The sequence below is a fragment of the Rhodoferax sp. genome (genome assembly GCF_025354435.1).
Taxonomy (GTDB): Bacteria; Pseudomonadota; Gammaproteobacteria; order Burkholderiales; family Burkholderiaceae_C; genus Rhodoferax_B.
In genome coordinates this window covers 116,036-130,322 of the sequence record NZ_JANXMU010000007.1, presented here as the reverse complement: position 1 = coordinate 130,322, position 14,287 = coordinate 116,036, and the positions used below count along the sequence as shown (strand labels likewise).

Below are 14,287 nucleotides of genomic sequence, written 5' to 3'. Positions count from 1 at the left end.
TACGTATCGTAACTTGTAAGCGGCGAGATCGGCTGCGTTTGGGCTCTGTCCGACTATGCCAGCAAAATCGCCAGTTCCTCGTCGGTGAACCCGGCTTGCAAACGCGCTCGGGTATTGAACGGTGGCTTGGGCGTTGGCGCGTCATAGCGGTCGGCCAGCACCCGGTAGTGCGCCACCGGGTCCAGCCCATCGCGTTGGCATAGCCAGCGGTACCAGTGGTTGCCAATGGCCACGTGGCCGACCTCGTCGGTCAAAATAATCTCCAGAATCTCCACCGCCCGCAGTGCCTGCGGTGTGGCCACCCGGCGCAGTTTGGCCTGGATCAGCGGCGTGGCATCCAGGCCGCGGGCCTCCAGCGTGCGTGGTACCAGCGCCATGCGGGCCACCACGTCGCCGCTGGTGGCCGCACACACTGTCCACAGGCCGTCGTGGGCCGGAAAGTCGCCGTAGTCCCAACGCTGGTCCTTCTCGCCCACCAGGCTTTGCAGATGGGTGCGTAGCAGGCTGAAGTGGTAGGCCTCCTCGCTGGCTACGCGCACCCAGTCGAGGTAGAAGGCATCGGGCATGTCGTCAAAGCGCCAGGCGGCATCGAGGGCGAGGTTGATGGCGTTGAATTCGATGTGCGCCACGGTGTGCAGCAGCGTGGCCAGGCCGTCGGGGGTGAAGGGCGAGCGCTGTGGTTTGACCACCCGCTCCACCAGCACCGGCCGGGCCGGGCGACCGGGTGGATCACCAAAAGGTTCAAAATGAGACTTTGCTATTGAAAGCGGAGCTGCTTGCGCATGTAGTAATTGCGCTGAGGCCACTTTTTGTGCGGGTTCGGTGAGGCACAAGGTTTGTAAGGCGCGGGTTCGGAGTTCCATCCCTACAATTGTAAAAGTTGAAAAAAGGACACGCATGGCTCTGTTTGCATTAGATGGTGTGGCACCGCAGGTCGCGGCCACGGCCTGGGTGGCGGACAGCGCCGAAGTCATGGGCGATGTGGTGCTGGGCGAAGACAGCAGCGTCTGGTTTGGCGTGGTGGTGCGGGGCGACAACCACCGCATCACCATAGGCCGGGGCTCCAACGTGCAGGACTTGAGCGTGCTACATACTGATCACGGCGTGCCGCTGACGATTGGCGACAATGTGACCATCGGCCACCAGGTGATGCTGCACGGCTGCACTGTGGGCGACGGCTCGCTGATCGGTATCGGTGCGGTGGTGCTCAATGGGGCACGGATCGGCAAAAACTGCCTGGTCGGCGCGGGCGCGCTGGTCACCGAGGGCAAAGAGTTCCCAGATGGCAGCCTGGTCATCGGCAGCCCGGCCAAAGTGGCGCGCGCGCTGACCCCGGCCCAAATCGAAGGTTTGCAGCGCAGCGCCCAGGGCTATGTGGCGAATGCCCGGCGCTTTCGCAACGGCTTGCAAAAGCTGGCCTGAACCCCATATCGGCCTGTACCAAGTTAGGAATCCATTGTGTCTGAACTCCATAAATTTTTATTCGACGGCCTGCCCGTTCGCGGCTGCATCGTGCGCCTGACCGATGCCTGGCAAGAAATTCTGCACCGCCGCGCCTCCAACTCCACCACCGGGGCCTACCCCGCACCGGTGGCTGAGCTGCTGGGCGAAATGACCGCCGCGGGCGTGCTGATGCAGTCCAACATCAAATTCAATGGTGCAGTGGTGCTGCAGATTTTTGGCGACGGCCCGGTCAAGCTGGCCGTGGTCGAAGTGCAGCCCGACTTCAGTCTGCGCACCACCGCCAGCGTGATGGGTGAGGTGCCAGCGGATGCCACGCTGAGCCAGATGGTCAATGTGGACAACCAGGGCCGTTGCGCCATCACCCTGGACCCGAAGGACAAGTTTCCCGGCCAGCAGCCCTACCAGGGCGTGGTGCCGCTGTTTGGTGACAGCAAGGAAAAGCTGGAAAAACTCAGCGATGTGCTGCAGCACTACATGCTGCAAAGCGAGCAGCTCGACACCTTGCTGGTGCTGGCCGCCGACGAGAACGTGGCTGCCGGGCTGCTGATCCAGCGCCTGCCCATCCAGGGTGAAAAGAACCTGGCGGGCAGCGTGACCAGTGAAGCCAACGAGGACGAGATTGGCCTCAACGAGCACTACAACCGCATCGCCACCCTGGCCAGCACCCTGAAGCGCGAAGAGCTACTGACGCTGGACGTGGACACCATCCTGCGCCGCCTGTTCTGGGAAGAGCAGGTGCTGATGTTCAGCCCGCATATCGGCCCCACTGCACCGAAGTTTGCCTGTAGCTGCAGCCGCGAGCGTGTGGGTGCCATGATCCGCAGCCTGGGCACCGACGAGGTGGAAGGTATCCTGGCCGAGCGTAATGACGTGGAGGTGGCCTGCGAGTTTTGCGGCAAGCAGTACCGCTTTGACGCGGTCGATGCGGCCCAGCTCTTCACCACGCCGGATGCATCGTTGCCGGGGCCGTCAGCGGTTCAGTAATCCGCTGAACAGCTTGTGCTCGCACTCGGGGTCGCTGCATTTCTCGCAGTTCCAGACCCATGCCGCACTTTTTAAGGAAAATCGGCCTCTGGCGTATATTCTGTCTGCACTGGTAGCTATTGATTCAATAGCGTGCAGGGCATTGCGGGTGCGGGCGATATCTTTGCCGTAGACCACCTGGTAAGGCAGATGGCCCCGCGCCAACGCGACGCGCAGGGCGGCATCCACGGGCGCGCGGCTGTGCGGCCCGTCGCGCTGCGGGTCGGCGGCCCAGGGCAGGTCCAGCCCCATCACCAGCGTCACATCGAAACCCCGTTGCTGCTCCAGCGCCGAGGCGTACAAGCTGTCGTCGCCAAACAGCAGGTCGCTGTATACAGCGGTCATCAGCGCGGTGGTATCGGCGATCAAATACGTGGCGGGGAGGGCTTGGGCGATGCGTGCGGTGTGCGTTTGGGCAATCGCTAATTGTTCGTCGGCGCGCGGCGTGCGGCCTGCTTGGTCGCACCACTGGCGCAAAGTCTCAGAAATGGGGGAGACGCTGTGGCCTTGGCTGCGCAAGCTAGCGGTGATGGCCGCAGCCAGCTGGGTTTTGCCGGTGCTCTCGGCACCCAGCAAAGCAATCTTGATCAACTTATTTGGGCGAAATTTACTTCGGAGAGATGTGCACGAAGATTTCGTTGGACTTGACCATACCCAGCTCGAAGCGGGCACGCTCTTCGACCATTTCCAGGCCTTCTTTGAGGTCGCGGACCTCGGCGCTCAGTTGGTCGTTGGCGAGTTGTTCTTGCAGGTTGTGGACCCGTAGCGTCTCCAGCTTTTGCTGCAGGCGCGTCACCTCCGAGATGCTGCCGCGCCCAAACCACAGCTGCCCGTGCAGTATCGCCAGCAAAGCCAGCAAGACGATGGGGACTACACGGGAAGCCATGGGTGGCCCTTATTTCAGGTTGTAAAAGGCTTTACGACCGGGGTAGGTGGCCACGTCGCCCAGGTCTTCTTCGATGCGTAAGAGCTGGTTGTACTTGGCCATGCGGTCCGAGCGGCTGAGGGAGCCGGTTTTGATCTGGCCCGCATTGGTGCCCACGGCGATGTCGGCAATGGTCGAGTCTTCGGTTTCGCCCGAACGGTGGCTGATCACGGCGGTGTAACCGGCGCGCTTGGCCATTTCGATCGCGGCGAAGGTCTCGGTCAGGGTGCCGATCTGGTTGATCTTGATCAGGATCGAGTTGGCGATGCCCTTGTCGATGCCTTCTTGCAAAATCTTGGTGTTGGTGACGAACAGGTCATCGCCCACGATTTGCACGGTTTTGCCCAGGCGGTCGGTCAAGATCTTCCAGCCATCCCAGTCGCCTTCGGCCATACCGTCTTCGATGCTGATGATGGGGTATTTGTCGACCCAGGTGGCCATGATGTCGGTCCACTCCTGGCTGGTCAGCGACCAGCCTTCACCGGCCAGTTCGTACTTGCCGTTCTTGTAGAACTCGGAAGCTGCGCAGTCCAGGCCCAGGGCGATTTGCTCGCCGGGTACGTAGCCCGCATCGGTGATGGCTTGCAAAATCATCTGGATGGCAGCTTCGTGGCTGGGCACGTTGGGGGCAAAGCCGCCTTCATCGCCAACCGCAATGCTCATGCCCTTGTCGTGCAAGATTTTCTTCAGCGCGTGGAACACTTCGGCACCGTAGCGCAGCGCTTCCCGAAAGCTCGGCGCACCCACGGGGATGATCATCAGCTCTTGCAGGTCCAGGTTGTTGTTGGCGTGCGCGCCACCGTTGACCACGTTCATCATGGGCACGGGCATTTGCATGCCGCCCATGCCGCCGAAGTAGCGGTACAGGGGCAGACCGGATTCTTCGGCAGCGGCGCGGGCCACGGCCATCGACACGGCCAGCATGGCGTTAGCACCCAGGCGGGATTTGTTTTCGGTGCCGTCCAGGTCGATCAGGGTCTTGTCCAGAAAGGCTTGTTCGGAAGCGTCCAGGCCCAGAATGGCTTCGGAGATTTCGGTGTTGATGTGCTCGACGGCCTTCAGCACGCCCTTGCCCAGGTAGCGCTTCTTGTCGCCATCGCGCAGCTCAATGGCTTCGCGCGAGCCGGTGGACGCACCGGACGGCACGGCCGCACGGCCCATGGTGCCGGATTCCAGCAGCACATCGCATTCGACGGTGGGGTTGCCCCGGCTGTCCAGAATTTCGCGGGCGACGATGTCAACAATTGCACTCATTTTTTGTCTTCCTTGGATGGTTAAAAATTGGGCCGGCGGCAAGCCAGTTACGCAGCCCTGAATTCTTGCATGGCTTTGGTGTCGCGCACGCGTCAATGCACCGATTGTTCGCGGGTTGTAACTGTTGCAAATCCGTGGTTAAGCGGAAAAGCTGTTCTCTAGATAACCGTTCTTTTTGGTCACGCGGTCCAGCGCCACCAGGGTTTCCAGCAGGGCGCGCATGTGCTTCAGGGGCACGGCGTTGGGGCCGTCGCTCATGGCTTTGCTCGGGTCGGGGTGGGTTTCCATGAACACACCGGCCACGCCCACGGCCACGGCGGCACGGGCCAGCACGGGCACCATCTCGCGCATGCCTCCGCTGCTGGTGCCGTTGCCGCCGGGCAGTTGCACCGAGTGGGTGGCATCGAACACCACGGGCGCCAGGGTGTCGCGCATGATGGCCAGGCTGCGCATGTCGCTGACCAGGTTGTTGTAGCCAAAGCTGGCACCGCGTTCGCAGGCCATGAAGTTGTCGGTTTCCAGTCCGGCTTCCAGAGCGGCGGCGCGGGCTTTGTCGATCACGTTCTTCATGTCGCCCGGGGCCAGAAACTGGCCCTTTTTGATGTTCACCGGCTTGCCCGACTGGGCCACGGCGCGGATGAAGTCGGTTTGGCGGCACAGGAAGGCCGGGGTTTGCAGTACATCAACCACGCTGCAGACCTGGGCAATTTGCGATTCGTCATGGATGTCGGTCAGCACCGGCACGCCCAGTTCGCGCTTCACCTTGGCCAGAATTTCCAGGCCCTTGTCGATGCCGGGGCCGCGGAAGGTGTTGCCGCTGCTGCGGTTGGCCTTGTCGAAGCTGCTCTTGAAGATGAACGGAATGCCCAGGGCGGTGGTGATTTCCTTCAAGGTGCCCGCGGTGTCCATCTGCAACTGCTCTGACTCGATGACGCAGGGGCCTGCGATGAGGAAGAAGGGCTGGTTGAGGCCGATGTCAAATCCACACAACTTCATTTTTTTGCTCCTTGGTGCTGCTTCACCGCCGCCTTCACAAACGCATTGAACAACGGGTGGCCGTCCCAGGGCGTGGACTTGAATTCGGGGTGGAACTGCACGCCGACAAACCAGGGGTGGACGCTTTGCGGCAGCTCGACCATTTCGGTGAGTTGCTCACGTTGCGTCAGGGCCGAGATCACCAGCCCGGCATCGCGCAGGCGGTCCAGGTAGTGCACGTTGGCTTCGTAGCGGTGGCGGTGGCGTTCGGTGACCACATCGCCGTAGATGCCGTGCGCCACGGTGCCGGGGGCTACGTCGGAACTTTGCGCGCCCAGGCGCATGGTGCCACCCAGGTCGGAGTTTTCGTTGCGGGTCTTGATGGTGCCGTCGGTGTCTTTCCACTCGGTGATCAGCGCGATCACCGGGTGCGGGGTCAGTGGCTCGAATTCGGTGCTGTTGGCATCCGCCAGGCCCGCCACGTGGCGCGCAAATTCGATGGTGGCTACCTGCATGCCCAGGCAGATGCCCAGGTAGGGCACCTTGTGCTCGCGGGCAAATTGGGCGGCGCAGATCTTGCCCTCAATGCCGCGTTTGCCGAAGCCGCCGGGCACCAGAATGGCATCGAACGCCGCCAGCGTGTCCACGGTGTCGGGGACGATGGTTTCGGAATCGATATAGCTGATCTTCACCCGCACATGGTTCTTCATGCCGGCGTGGCGCAGGGCTTCGTTCAGCGATTTATAGCTGTCGCTCAGGTCCACGTACTTGCCGACCATGGCGATGTTGACGTCGCCGCGCGGGTTGGCGGTTTCATACACCAGATCGTCCCAGCGCTTGAGGTTGGCGGGCGGGGTGTTCAGGCGCAGCTTGTCGCAGATCAGGCCATCCAGGCCTTGCTCGTGTAGCATGCGCGGCACTTTGTAGATGGTGTCCACGTCCCACATGGAGATCACGCCCCACTCGGGCACGTTGGAAAACAGCGAGATCTTGGAGCGCTCTTCTTGCGGAATCGGGCGGTCGGCACGGCATAGCAGTACGTCGGCCTGGATGCCGATTTCGCGCAGCTGCTTGGCGGTGTGCTGGGTCGGCTTGGTCTTGAGCTCGCCTGCGGCGGCAATCCAGGGCACGTAGCTCAGGTGCACGAAGGCGGTGTTGTTCGGGCCCAGCTTCAGGCTCATCTGGCGCACAGCTTCCAGGAAGGGCAGCGATTCGATGTCACCCACGGTGCCGCCCACTTCGACCAGCGCCACGTCCACCGCGTCGGGCTCGCCAAAACGCGCACCTCGCTTGATGAACTCCTGGATTTCGTTGGTCACGTGCGGAATCACCTGCACGGTCTTGCCGAGGTAATCGCCACGGCGCTCTTTGTCGAGCACGCTTTTGTAGATTTGGCCGGTGGTGAAGTTGTTCGACTTGCGCATGCGCGTCTCAACAAAGCGCTCGTAGTGGCCGAGGTCGAGGTCGGTTTCTGCGCCGTCGTCGGTCACAAAGACTTCGCCGTGCTGCAGCGGCGACATGGTGCCGGGATCTACGTTGAGGTAGGGGTCCAGCTTGATCAGGGTGACCTTGAGGCCGCGCGATTCGAGGAGTGCTGCAAGAGAGGCTGAGGCGATTCCCTTGCCCAGGGAGGACACGACACCGCCGGTGACGAAGACAAATTTGGTCATCTCAAAGTCGGGAGCTGATCCCGGGGGAGGTGGTAAAACAAGATTATAAGGGCGCTAAATGGTCACTCTGGCTCTGCTACATTGCGGCGCATGAACCCCAACACCTCTCTCTTGGCCTCTTCTGCGGCAGACGGCGACCTGGCAGGTAAGCACATCGTGCTGGGCCTGACAGGGGGCATTGCCTGCTACAAATCGGCCGAGCTGTGCCGCTTGCTGGTCAAAGCCGGGGCCAGCGTGCAGGTAGTGATGACCGAGGCGGCTACGCAGTTCATCACCCCGGTGACCATGCAGGCGCTGAGCAACCGACCCGTCTACAGCTCGCAATGGGATGCGCGCGAGCCCAACAACATGCCGCACATCAACCTGAGCCGCGAGGCGGATCTGATTCTGATTGCCCCGTGCAGCGCCGACTTCATCGCCCGGCTGGTGCAAGGGCGCACCGACGAGCTGCTGAGCCTGCTGTGCCTGGCCCGCCCCATGACCAGCGTGCCGCTGCTGGTCGCCCCCGCCATGAACCGTGAGATGTGGGTGCACCCCGCTACCCAGCGCAATATGGCGCAGTTGCAGGCCGATGGCGCAGTGATTCTGGGCGTGGGCACGGGCGAGCAGGCCTGCGGCGAAACCGGCGACGGCCGCATGCTGGAGCCCGCCGAGCTGCTGGAGGACGTGGTTGCTTTCTTCCAGCCCAAAACCCTGGCCGGGCAGCGCGTGCTGGTCACCGCCGGACCCACTTACGAAGCGATCGACCCGGTGCGCGGCATCACCAACCTGAGCAGCGGCAAGATGGGTTTTGCCATTGCCCGCGCCGCCCGCGAGGCTGGGGCCGAGGTCACGCTGGTCGCCGGGCCGGTGGCTTTGGCGACCCCGCGCGGCGTTGCGCGTGTGGATGTGAAATCTGCACAGAATATGCTCTCTGCGGTGGTGCAGCATGCACAAGCAGCTACTATCTTTATAGCAACTGCCGCCGTGGCCGACTGGCGGCCCGCGCACGCTGCAGACCACAAGATCAAGAAAGACGGCTCGGGTGCCACGCCCCAGTTGCAGTTCGTCGAAAACACCGACATCCTGGCCACGGTGGCCCAATCGGCCCGTGCTTTTAGTGGTGCGCTGTTTTGCGTAGGTTTTGCGGCCGAGAGCCAAGACCTGCTGGCCAACGCCCAGGCCAAGCGCGCTCGCAAAGGCGTGCCGCTGCTGGTGGGTAACATCGGCCCGGCCACTTTTGGCCAAGACCACAACGCGCTGCTGCTGGTCGATGCGCACCACGCCATCGAACTGCCGCACGCCTCCAAATTGACCCTCGCGCGCCAACTGGTCGCCGACATCGCCAACCGTATTTCCTAGTTTTCCCACAATGATCATCGACCTCAAAATCATCGACCCGCGCATGGCAGACCAATTGCCCGCCTACGCCACCGCCGGCAGCGCCGGTCTGGACCTGCGCGCCTGCCTGGACGAACCCCTGGTGCTGGCCGCCAACGCCTGGCAACTGGTGCCCACCGGCATCGCCATCCATCTGGCCGACCCCGGCTTTGCCGCCATGATCCTGCCGCGCTCCGGCCTGGGCCACAAGCACGGCATCGTGCTGGGCAATCTGGTGGGGCTGATCGACAGCGACTACCAGGGCCAGCTGATGGTCAGCGCCTGGAACCGCAGCAGCGTGGCCTTTACCATCGAACCGATGGAGCGCCTGGCCCAACTGGTTATCGTGCCGGTGGTGCAGGCCCGGTTCAACGTGGTCACCGAATTCCCCGCCTCGGTGCGCGGCGAAGGCGGCTACGGGTCGACTGGCAAGTCTTAAGGGTTTGCTACTGTTTATATAGCTACTTGCGAAGGCGCTGTATGCGCTAGAGCCATTTTTTATCTAAAAATAGAATCAGGCTGCCTGCAAGGCCCACTCCGCCGCATTGACGGCATGGATGGCTGTGGTGTCAAACAGCGGCACGCTGCAGTCGCTGGCATCCACCAGCAAGCCAATCTCGGTACAGCCCAGGATGATGGCCTGCGCGCCCTGGGCCACCAGCTGGGCCAGGATGGCGCGGTAGGCATCGCGCGAAGTGGGCACAATTTTGCCCAGGCACAGCTCTTCGTAAATGATGCGGTGCACGGTGTCGCGGCCCGGCGCGTCGGGCACCAGCACCGTTAGGCCGTGGCGGGTTTGCAGCCGGGCGCGGTAGAAATCCTGCTCCATGGTGAAGCGCGTACCCAGTAGACCAATGGTGGTGAAGTCCGCGGCTTGAATAGCCGTGGCAGTGGGGTCGGCGATGTGCAGCAGCGGGATGCTGACGGCGGACTCAATGGCGGCGGCCACCTTGTGCATGGTGTTGGTGCACAGCACCACGCAGTCGGCCCCGGCCCGGGCCAGGGCGCGTGCGGCTTCGGCCAGCAAGGCCCCGGCGGCATCCCAGTCGCCCGCGTGCTGCAGGCGTTCAATCTCAAAAAAATCGACGCTGACCAGAATGACTTTGGCCGAGTGCAGGCCGCCCAGATGCTGTTTGACGGTTTCGTTGATCTGGCGGTAGTAAGGAATGGTCGATTCCCAGCTCATGCCGCCGATGAGGCCAATGGTTTTCATGCTGTGCCGAGGTGAATATGGTGTGGTTCAGCGTTTTGCAGCCTGCCAGAAACTGTGCAGCAACTGTACGCCCGGTGGTGCGTTGGCCTGGATGGTGGTATCAACGCCCATGCGCTTCCAGCGGGCGTTCGACAGGGCCAGCAGCTCGGAGGCGGTGGGCCGGGCAAAACCCATGGCCCAGGTGGTGAAGACGCGCTCAGTGATGGGCTCCAGCAGCAGTTCGATGAGGTTGCCGTGCAACGGGTCGGCGCGGATGCGCTGGTAGGTTTGCCGCAGCGCCGCGTCCGGGCCTTCCAGGTACTGCATGAAGTTGCCATCGTTGTAGAGCAGCACGCCGGTGACCGCATCTAGCTGGTTGCGGGCGCGCGACAGGCTAAGCAGTTGCTCCAGCTCGGGCTCGCGCAGGCGGGTGTGGGCGGTGCTGACATAGACCAGGCAGAGAAGGGGCGACATAGGGTGAAAGGTTTCCCCATTGGTTTAGCGGGTGGCGATTGCGGTGAGCGATGCTAACGCAAGGGCCTCTGGGGTTAGGCCGGCTTGGGACGCCGCGCAAATATGGGGCCTGCTAGCCTGCAAACGCCACCGCAATGGCCAGGCTTCTGCGGCCCGGCTCCAGCGTGAAGGCTTGGCCCGCGGCGATGCTGCCGGGCTGCACCACCGCCAGATAAAAACCGCAGGTGCCGCTGCGCAACATGTCGCGCGCAGCCCCGGCGTAGCCCATCACCGCGTTGAATTTGAAGCAGGGCTGGCGCGGTTCGGTGACGCGCAGGCTGCAGTCGGGGAAATGCAGGGTGTCGCCGACCCACACTTCGGCCTCCAGCAGGCCGTGCAGTGTCAGGTTCTCGCCCACAAAGCCGGGCGGCAGGTCTTCGTCAAACAGGCTTACCCCCTGTGCCTGCCGCTGTGCCCGCCAGAAGGCGTAATGCGCGGCGGGGTAGGCGTAGACGGCTTTGTTCAACCCGCCGTGCACGCTGAGGTCGGCCTGCTCGTCGCCCGCCAGCCCCAGGCGGCCTACGGCCACTGGTGCCGCCACGGCGTGCTTGCCAATGCCCGACAGCACGCGTCGCCCACCGGCCATCAGCGGGCGGGCGGTGCCGATGTTGACGCTGCCCAGATGCATCACATCGATCAGCAGCGCTCGAAAATCGCCGCAATCCCCTGGCCACCGCCGATGCACATGGTCACCAGTGCGTAGCGGCCCTGGATGCGTTGCAGCTCGTACAGAGCCTTGACGGTGATCAGCGCGCCGGTGGCACCAATCGGGTGGCCTAGCGAAATGCCCGAGCCGTTGGGGTTCACCTTGGCCGGGTCCAGGCCCAGGTCGCGGCTCACGGCGCAGGCCTGGGCGGCAAAGGCTTCGTTGGCCTCGATCACGTCCAGGTCTTGCACCGTCAGCCCGGCTTTTTGCAGCGCCAGGCGGGTGGCGGGCACCGGGCCGATGCCCATGTACTGCGGGTCCACCCCGGCGTGCGCGTAGGCCACCAGGCGGGCCAGCGGCTGCAGGCCACGGGCTTTGGCGGTGGCTGCGTCCATCAGCACCACCGCGGCGGCGGCATCGTTAATGCCCGAGGCGTTACCGGCGGTGACCGTGCCGTTTTCTTTGGCAAACGCGGGCTTGAGCTTGGCCATGTCGGCCAGGGTCACGCCCGTGCGGAAGTGTTCGTCGCTGGCAAACAGGGTGTCGCCTTTTTTGCTTTTCAGCACTACGGGCGTGATCTGGCTGGTGAAGTAACCGGCGGCAGTGGCGCGTTCGGCACGGTGGTGGCTTTCTACCGCCAGCGCGTCCTGGTCTTCGCGGCTGATGCCCCATTTTTTGGCAATGTTTTCGGCCGTGACACCCATGTGGATGTTGTGGAAGGGGTCGTGCAGCGCGCCAATCATCATGTCGGTCAGCTTGGCATCGCCCATGCGCTGGCCCCAGCGGGCGCTGAGGGCAGCGTAGGGGGCGCGGGTCATGTTCTCGGCCCCGCCGCCAATGGCGATGTCGGCATCGCCCAGCAAAATACTTTGGGCGGCGTTGACGATGGCCTGCAGGCCCGAGCCGCACAGGCGGTTTACGTTGTAGGCGGGCGTGCCCTCACCGCACCCACCTTGCACGGCCGCCACACGCGACAAATACATGTCGCGCGGCTCGGTGTTGACCACATGGCCAAACACCACATGGCCCACATCGGCCCCCTCGGTCTGGGCGCGCAGCAGCGACTCGCGCACCACCTGGGCGGCCAGGTCGATGGGCGTGACATCTTTCAGGCTGCCGCCAAAGGTTCCGATCGCGGTACGTACGGCGCTAACAACAACAACTTTGCGGGCCATGGAGATTCCTTGAGAAAAGTGAAAAAAAGGGAACGGAGGGGGCCGGGGTAGGGACGCTAAAAGTCAGTTTCCAGCCAGTTCCGTATTCATAATTATGAATGCAAATTTCATAACAACGAATGACACCGGAGATATCCATGGTCGCCCCCACCACTTACGCTGATTTTTACCAGCGCTCCCTTACCGAGCGCGATGCCTTTTGGGGCGAGCAGGCCAAGCTGATCGACTGGCACACGCGGCCCCAGCAGGTGTGCGACTACAGCCACCCGCCGTTTGCCAAATGGTTTGTCGGCGGCACCACCAACCTGTGCCACAACGCGGTAGACCGGCACCTCATAGACCGGGCCGACCAGCGGGCGCTGATTTTTGTGTCCACCGAGACGGGCGAAGAAACCGTTTATAGCTTTCGCCAGTTACACGCTGAAGTCCAGCGCATGGCCGCCGTGCTACTGGGTCTGGGTGTGGCCAAGGGCGACCGCGTGCTGGTCTACATGCCCATGGTGGCCGAGGCCGCGTTTGCCATGCTGGCCTGTGCCCGCATCGGGGCCATCCACTCGGTGGTGTTTGGCGGCTTTGCCTCGGGCGCGCTGGCCTCGCGCATCGAAGATGCCGAGCCGGTGGTGGTCATCAGCGCCGATGCCGGTTCGCGCGGCGGCAAAGCCGTGGCCTACAAGCCGCTGCTGGACGAAGCCATCCGCCTGTCCGCCCACAAACCCCGCGCCGTGCTGCTGGTGGATCGCGGCCTGGTTGCTATGGAGTTGGTAGCGGGTCGTGACCATCTGTGGGGCACAGAGCGGCTCAAACATATGGACGTGGTGGTGCCCTGCGCCTGGGTCGATGCCACGCACACCAGCTACACCCTGTACACCAGCGGCACCACCGGCAAACCCAAGGGCGTGCAGCGCGACACCGGCGGCTACGCCGTGGCGCTAGCCGCCAGCCTGCCGCACATCTACGGCGGCAAGCCCGGCGAAACCTTCTTTTGCACCAGCGACATCGGCTGGGTGGTGGGCCACAGCTACATCATCTACGGCCCGCTGATCGGCGGCATGGCCACCATCCTGTACGAGGGCCTGCCGACCCGGCCCGACGGCGGCATCTGGTGGAGCCTGGTGGAGAAGTACCAGGTGACGGTGATGTTCAGCGCGCCCACCGCCGTGCGGGTGCTCAAGAAGCAAGACCCGGCACTGATGGCGAAGTACGACCTGTCCAGCCTGCGCGCGTTGTTCCTGGCCGGGGAGCCGCTGGACGAGCCTACCGCCACCTGGATCCACCAGGCCCTGGGCAAGCCCATCATCGACAACTACTGGCAGACCGAAACCGGCTGGCCCATCCTGGCGCTGTGCAACGGCGTGGAGTCGGCCCCCACCAAGTTCGGCTCGCCGGGCAAGGCGGTATACGGCTACAACGTCAAGCTGCTGGACGATGCCACCGGCGAAGAACTCACCGGCCCCAACCAAAAGGGCGTGGTCGCAATCGTTGGCCCGCTGCCCCCCGGCTGCCTGCAAACTGTGTGGCGCGACGATGCGCGCTTTGTGCAAACCTACTGGTCCAGCGTGCCCGGCAGAACGGTCTACAGCACCTTCGACTGGGGCGTGCGTGATGCCGACGGCTATTTCTTCATCCTGGGCCGTACCGACGACGTGATCAACGTGGCCGGGCATCGCTTGGGCACCCGCGAGATCGAGGAGAGCATTGCGGCCCATCCGAATATTTCCGAGGTGGCCGTGGTGGGCGTGGCCGATGCGCTCAAAGGCCAGGTGGCCATGGCCTTTGCCGTGGTCAAAGATGCCAGCCTGCTGACCGATGAGGCCGCCCGCGCCCAGCTCGAAGCCGAGGTGATGCGCATGGTCGACAAAGACCTGGGTGCCGTGGCCCGGCCCGCCCGCGTGACCTTTGTGAACCTGTTGCCTAAAACCCGCAGCGGAAAACTGCTGCGCCGCGCCGTGCAAGCCGTGTGCGAAGGCCGCGACCCTGGCGACCTGACCACCATGGACGACCCGGCGGCCCTGCAGCAGATCAAGGAGCTGGTTGCGGGCAAGTAGGCACTGGAATATACTGTATATATATTCAGTTAATTATTCCATAAAA

General features: G+C 63.2%; 15 protein-coding genes. 5 read left to right on the top strand and 10 right to left on the bottom strand.

From position 1 onward, the window contains the following. Positions 1 to 53: 53 nt before the first annotated feature. Positions 54 to 863 carry a ferritin-like domain-containing protein gene (locus tag Q0T48_RS01795; RefSeq protein ID WP_295951551.1) on the bottom strand — a complete coding sequence of 270 codons (810 nt, stop codon included), beginning with the start codon at positions 861 to 863 and terminating at the stop codon, positions 54 to 56. Between the two features lie 34 nt (positions 864 to 897). Here Q0T48_RS01795 and Q0T48_RS01790 point away from each other — a divergent pair, with 34 nt between their 5' ends. Continuing rightward, positions 898 to 1,422, top strand: a complete 525-nt coding sequence (locus Q0T48_RS01790) for a gamma carbonic anhydrase family protein (protein WP_295951549.1) — start codon at positions 898 to 900, stop codon at positions 1,420 to 1,422. Between the two features lie 36 nt (positions 1,423 to 1,458). After that, complete coding sequence (locus Q0T48_RS01785; protein WP_295951546.1) at positions 1,459 to 2,448, top strand: Hsp33 family molecular chaperone HslO; 990 nt, start codon at positions 1,459 to 1,461, stop codon at positions 2,446 to 2,448. On the opposite strand, the gene Q0T48_RS01780 is transcribed toward Q0T48_RS01785, so the two are convergent. From Q0T48_RS01780 to Q0T48_RS01760, 5 genes are all read right to left on the bottom strand, one after another. Continuing rightward, positions 2,434 to 3,078: an ATP-binding protein gene (locus Q0T48_RS01780; RefSeq protein ID WP_366887919.1), complete on the bottom strand. Its 645-nt coding sequence runs from the start codon at positions 3,076 to 3,078 to the stop codon at positions 2,434 to 2,436. The two genes, Q0T48_RS01785 and Q0T48_RS01780, sit on opposite strands and share 15 nt — an antisense overlap. 16 nt (positions 3,079 to 3,094) lie before the next feature. Beyond that, entirely contained in the window at positions 3,095 to 3,373 is a 279-nt protein-coding gene (locus tag Q0T48_RS01775; protein WP_295951544.1) for a septum formation initiator family protein, read from the bottom strand. Positions 3,374 to 3,382: 9 nt separating this feature from the next. Further along, entirely contained in the window at positions 3,383 to 4,666 is a 1,284-nt protein-coding gene (gene eno, locus Q0T48_RS01770; RefSeq protein ID WP_295951542.1) for a phosphopyruvate hydratase, read from the bottom strand. Between the two features lie 138 nt (positions 4,667 to 4,804). Next, entirely contained in the window at positions 4,805 to 5,662 is an 858-nt protein-coding gene (kdsA, locus tag Q0T48_RS01765) for a 3-deoxy-8-phosphooctulonate synthase (RefSeq protein WP_295951539.1), read from the bottom strand. Continuing rightward, complete coding sequence (locus tag Q0T48_RS01760) at positions 5,659 to 7,311, bottom strand: CTP synthase (protein WP_295951536.1); 1,653 nt, start codon at positions 7,309 to 7,311, stop codon at positions 5,659 to 5,661. Before Q0T48_RS01760 ends, kdsA begins: the two co-directional genes overlap by 4 nt. A 90-nt stretch (positions 7,312 to 7,401) precedes the next feature. Here Q0T48_RS01760 and coaBC point away from each other — a divergent pair, with 90 nt between their 5' ends. Together coaBC and dut are read left to right on the top strand one after the other, a co-directional pair. After that, on the top strand, positions 7,402 to 8,652 hold the full coding sequence (gene coaBC / locus Q0T48_RS01755; protein ID WP_295951533.1) for a bifunctional phosphopantothenoylcysteine decarboxylase/phosphopantothenate--cysteine ligase CoaBC: 1,251 nt from the start codon (positions 7,402 to 7,404) through the stop codon (positions 8,650 to 8,652). Between the two features lie 10 nt (positions 8,653 to 8,662). Next, complete coding sequence (dut, locus tag Q0T48_RS01750) at positions 8,663 to 9,109, top strand: dUTP diphosphatase (protein ID WP_295951531.1); 447 nt, start codon at positions 8,663 to 8,665, stop codon at positions 9,107 to 9,109. A 75-nt stretch (positions 9,110 to 9,184) separates the two neighbouring features. Here dut and Q0T48_RS01745 read toward each other — a convergent pair whose 3' ends face one another. The 4 genes from Q0T48_RS01745 to bktB form a co-directional block, all read right to left on the bottom strand. Beyond that, the gene (locus Q0T48_RS01745; RefSeq protein ID WP_295951528.1) at positions 9,185 to 9,883 is read right to left on the bottom strand and encodes an aspartate/glutamate racemase family protein; all 699 of its coding nucleotides are present in this window, start codon (positions 9,881 to 9,883) and stop codon (positions 9,185 to 9,187) included. A 27-nt stretch (positions 9,884 to 9,910) separates the two neighbouring features. Further along, complete coding sequence (locus tag Q0T48_RS01740; RefSeq protein WP_295951525.1) at positions 9,911 to 10,336, bottom strand: BLUF domain-containing protein; 426 nt, start codon at positions 10,334 to 10,336, stop codon at positions 9,911 to 9,913. 112 nt (positions 10,337 to 10,448) lie between these two features. Beyond that, positions 10,449 to 11,003, bottom strand: coding sequence for an MOSC domain-containing protein (locus Q0T48_RS01735; RefSeq protein ID WP_295951522.1), 555 nt, complete (start codon positions 11,001 to 11,003; stop codon positions 10,449 to 10,451). Between the two features lie 8 nt (positions 11,004 to 11,011). Continuing rightward, positions 11,012 to 12,196 carry a beta-ketothiolase BktB gene (gene bktB, locus Q0T48_RS01730; RefSeq protein ID WP_295951519.1) on the bottom strand — a complete coding sequence of 395 codons (1,185 nt, stop codon included), beginning with the start codon at positions 12,194 to 12,196 and terminating at the stop codon, positions 11,012 to 11,014. A gap of 137 nt (positions 12,197 to 12,333) precedes the next feature. Between bktB and Q0T48_RS01725 the strand changes: the two genes are divergently transcribed. Then, complete coding sequence (locus Q0T48_RS01725) at positions 12,334 to 14,241, top strand: propionate--CoA ligase (RefSeq protein WP_295951516.1); 1,908 nt, start codon at positions 12,334 to 12,336, stop codon at positions 14,239 to 14,241. Positions 14,242 to 14,287: the final 46 nt, after the last annotated feature.